The sequence below is a fragment of the Salegentibacter sp. genome (genome assembly GCF_041642575.1).
Taxonomy (GTDB): domain Bacteria; phylum Bacteroidota; class Bacteroidia; order Flavobacteriales; family Flavobacteriaceae; genus Salegentibacter.
On record NZ_JBEPWD010000156.1, the window covers coordinates 1 to 3,272 of the forward strand.

The following is a 3,272-nucleotide window of genomic DNA, read 5'->3' on the forward strand; positions in this document are numbered from 1 at the left end:
GATCCTCAGATAGCTGAACTGGTTGACAAGGCAAAAGAACCTTATGAAGAACATCTGGAAACTGTGATAGGCTATACTGAAACCCCTATTTACAGGTATCTAACCGTTGAGAATCCAATGGATAATATGATCACCGATGCCGCCCGTTGGAAAACCGGAGCCGACATTTCTATTTCCAATGGTTTTCGTTTCGGAAACCCAATCGTACCCGAAGATGGAAAACCCGCGCCTATAACCCGTGCGAATCTTTGGAACTTACTACCTGTTAATGAAAAGGTGAAAACCGGAAAAGCTACAGGAAAGCAGATTAAAGACTGGTTGGAAAAGGAGATGCATAATGCCTTCGCCGAAGTAGCCACCGAACGTTTTGGAGGCTGGCTGGTGCGTTTCTCCGGAATGGAAGTTGATTTCAACAGCCAGGGAGAAAAAGGAGAGCGTATAAAATCGGTTAAGGTAAAAGGAGAAGAGATGAAAGATGATGAATATTACACCATCTCTGCCTGTGTACGTCCCGGAGATCCATTGGATAACCTTTGTCGTATGCCGAATGTGAAAGATGTAGAGGTTAAGGATTACTATATCCACGATGTGGTTGAGGAGTATCTTAAGGAAAACTCACCGGTATCGCCAAGGTTGGAGAAAAGAGCTTACTGTGAACACTTAGGCCCTAACTCCTTCTCTACCGTTCCCGGTACTGATTACGAGTTTCACTAGGATATTTTAGATCTTTAGATTTTAAGAAGTAAAAGCCGGTTAAATGCTAACCGGCTTTTGTTTTATAAATTATCAAGCCTCATAGAGGCTATATATTTATAGAAATAATTTGATGGATTTCAGAAGCGAGCTCCATAGGAGCGGCATTCTTAAAATTGAAAAGTAAATTCTCTGTTTTACAAACAAACCATTCAACCTAATTATACTCCAAACAATCTTCAGAAGGCGTATAAACCCCGGCCGCCTGCTGGTAGACCAGCTCAGCGCCTAAATGCCCAACCATGCCCAGGTAAACCGAACCGGTAAGCATCATCAGCACCAGGAAGATCTTAAATAGCTGTTTTTTGAAGAAAAGGGGCCTGTATGTTAGCGCAACATCCAGGGCGAATGCCGCGGTGAAGATCCAGGCCGTAATATAGGCCATGTTTTCGTGTTCCTTTAAAACAGTAGGATCACAGAGTTTACGGGAAACAATACCATCGGCCTGGTCCCCGGTATAAATGGCAGTCCAGGCTCCCAGAACGCCCAGCCCAAGAAGGATACTTCCGGCCTGCGGCCAGACTTTGTTCCTGCCCCAGAGCGAAACAATTTTAAATAAAGTAGCTACCAGGAGTAAAGCTACGGGAAAATGCACGGACAGAGGATGAAACACCTCCGTCCGCCAAAATTCCGGGATCTCATTCATGGGTTAATCCAGAATTTTTACCGTTAATGGGTCTAATCTCTTCCCTACTTTTTCTACCTCTACTTCAACCTTTTGTCCTTTCTGAAGTTCCGAGAAATCTACCTCATTCCCAGCTCTGCTAAGTACAGTTTCATCGGTGAAATAAAGTTCCAGGGTTTTGTCGTCGTCGGTTTTAACATAGATCTCTGTTTTTTCGGGTTCTACCTCATCTACGGTTCCCTGATAAGTTCCCGATTCTACAGTATCGGTATCCCCGCAGGCAAAAAACATAAAGATCAAACCGGCAAACATGCTTTTTAAAATTGCACTTTTCATATTTAATTGATTTTAGTTGTTAATCCTTATCTAAGATACGCATTAAAGCAGAATTATTCAGGCTTTGCGAGCCAGAAACCGTATTACCGCGGCTTTGCCTTTGTGATATTCTCCTTCCTCAAGTTCTATCTCCAATTCTTCAAACTCCTCAAACTTATATCCTCTGAAGGCCACTTCGAGCTCCTCCTTGGTATAAAGCATCTCAGCATCCTTTGGACCGCCTGCTTGCGGATTCTCTTTCTGATATTCTATATGTTCCCTACTGAAGCCTTCAAAAATTATCACTCCCTGAGGCTGCAGATATTTGTCGAATTGCTGAAAGTAATGCTCCCTGGTTTTCTTCGGAAAATGAGCAAAAATAAGTCCGATGGCATCAAATTCTTCCTTTTTATAACCCATAGTCTCCAGCTCCCCTACCTGGTAATCAAGCTCCACCTGGTATTCCCGGGCGAGTTTCCTTGCCTTTTTCTTCCCCTCTTCACTAATGTCGAAAGCCGAAACCTCCCAGTCCATTCTAGCGGCATAAACCGCGTTCCTTCCTTCCCCTTCAGCAGGTAAAAGGATGCGGCCGGGCCTTAATTCGTCCAGCTTTTCCTGAAAATAGCTGTTCGGCTTTTTTCCGTAGACATACTCCTTTTCCGCGTAACGTTCATTCCAAAAATCCTTCATAATCCTCTATTTTTTTCTGAAACTGCAAAAAGTGAAGTTCTGTATCCCTCCCGAAGGGGTGATATGATCTACATTTCTGCATTCCAGGGTTTCGAATTTTTCTTTCAGAAGATCGCTCAGCTGCTCTTTTGAATACTGCCTGATCTCCCTGCCACTGCATTTGGTGGGGCCATTTTCTGAAAAGGTGGCCAGCACCACAAATCCCCCACGCTTTACCGCACGTTCCAGGTTGCTGACATATCCTTCCACCTGTTCATCTTCGGTTAGAAAATGTAAAGCGGCGCGGTCGTGCCAGAGGTGGTATCTCTTCTCGGGTTCAAAAGAAGCCGCATCAGCAGCGATCCAGCTCACCTGCTCTGCCTTTTCTCCCAGCCGATCCCAGGCGTGATCCAGCGCCTTTTCGGAAATATCCAGCACAGTAACATCCCGGTATCCTTCCTCAAGAAGATGATCTACCAGATTAGAATCGCCCCCGCCAATATCTATAATTCCGGCGGTTTCAGGCAGGTCCAGGGCTGCAATCATCTCCAGAGAGATCTCCGGCTTTTCCTGGTACCAGGTGGACTCTTCATATTTTTTACTTTCGTAAACTTTCTCCCAATGTGTCTTTGAGACTGCATTCATGATTTTTATTCTTTTTATTCTATAATTTCTGTTACATCTCCTTTGGCTTAGACTTATCCAGAATCTTTATCATATTAAAACTTTTCATCAGATGAAATAGTCCGGGTAAGATCACAAAGCCACCAATCAGCAACATTAGCGCGAGGTTATCTATAGTAGCTTCAGGTGCGAGATTCTCCAGCAGGCTCAGCTCCTTTTCCGCAGTGATTATAATATAAGGAAAATGTGCAATTATAGCAGCAAACATCACCAAAACCACCTGCAG

The 3,272-nt window shown here is 44.1% G+C and carries 5 protein-coding genes and 1 pseudogene; 1 reads left to right on the forward strand and 5 read right to left on the reverse strand.

Annotated features, from left to right (window positions below; translation table 11 throughout):
• Positions 1 to 714 (forward strand): 5'-nucleotidase C-terminal domain-containing protein (locus tag ACESK1_RS12710; protein WP_372920552.1); only part of this gene is annotated, 714 nt, incomplete at its 5' end.
• 196 nt (positions 715 to 910) lie between these two features.
• Here ACESK1_RS12710 and ACESK1_RS12715 read toward each other — a convergent pair.
• From ACESK1_RS12715 to ACESK1_RS12735, 5 genes and pseudogenes are all read right to left on the reverse strand, one after another.
• Positions 911 to 1,399, reverse strand: coding sequence for a DUF2231 domain-containing protein (locus tag ACESK1_RS12715; protein WP_372920553.1), 489 nt, complete (start codon positions 1,397 to 1,399; stop codon positions 911 to 913).
• Between the two features lie 3 nt (positions 1,400 to 1,402).
• Positions 1,403 to 1,714, reverse strand: a complete 312-nt coding sequence (locus tag ACESK1_RS12720) for a hypothetical protein (RefSeq protein ID WP_372920554.1) — start codon at positions 1,712 to 1,714, stop codon at positions 1,403 to 1,405.
• Between the two features lie 57 nt (positions 1,715 to 1,771).
• Complete coding sequence (locus ACESK1_RS12725; RefSeq protein WP_372920555.1) at positions 1,772 to 2,383, reverse strand: class I SAM-dependent methyltransferase; 612 nt, start codon at positions 2,381 to 2,383, stop codon at positions 1,772 to 1,774.
• A 6-nt stretch (positions 2,384 to 2,389) separates the two neighbouring features.
• Entirely contained in the window at positions 2,390 to 3,007 is a 618-nt protein-coding gene (locus tag ACESK1_RS12730; protein WP_372920556.1) for a class I SAM-dependent methyltransferase, read from the reverse strand.
• A gap of 31 nt (positions 3,008 to 3,038) precedes the next feature.
• Positions 3,039 to 3,272, reverse strand: a pseudogene (locus tag ACESK1_RS12735) (cytochrome d ubiquinol oxidase subunit II); the annotation flags it as partial.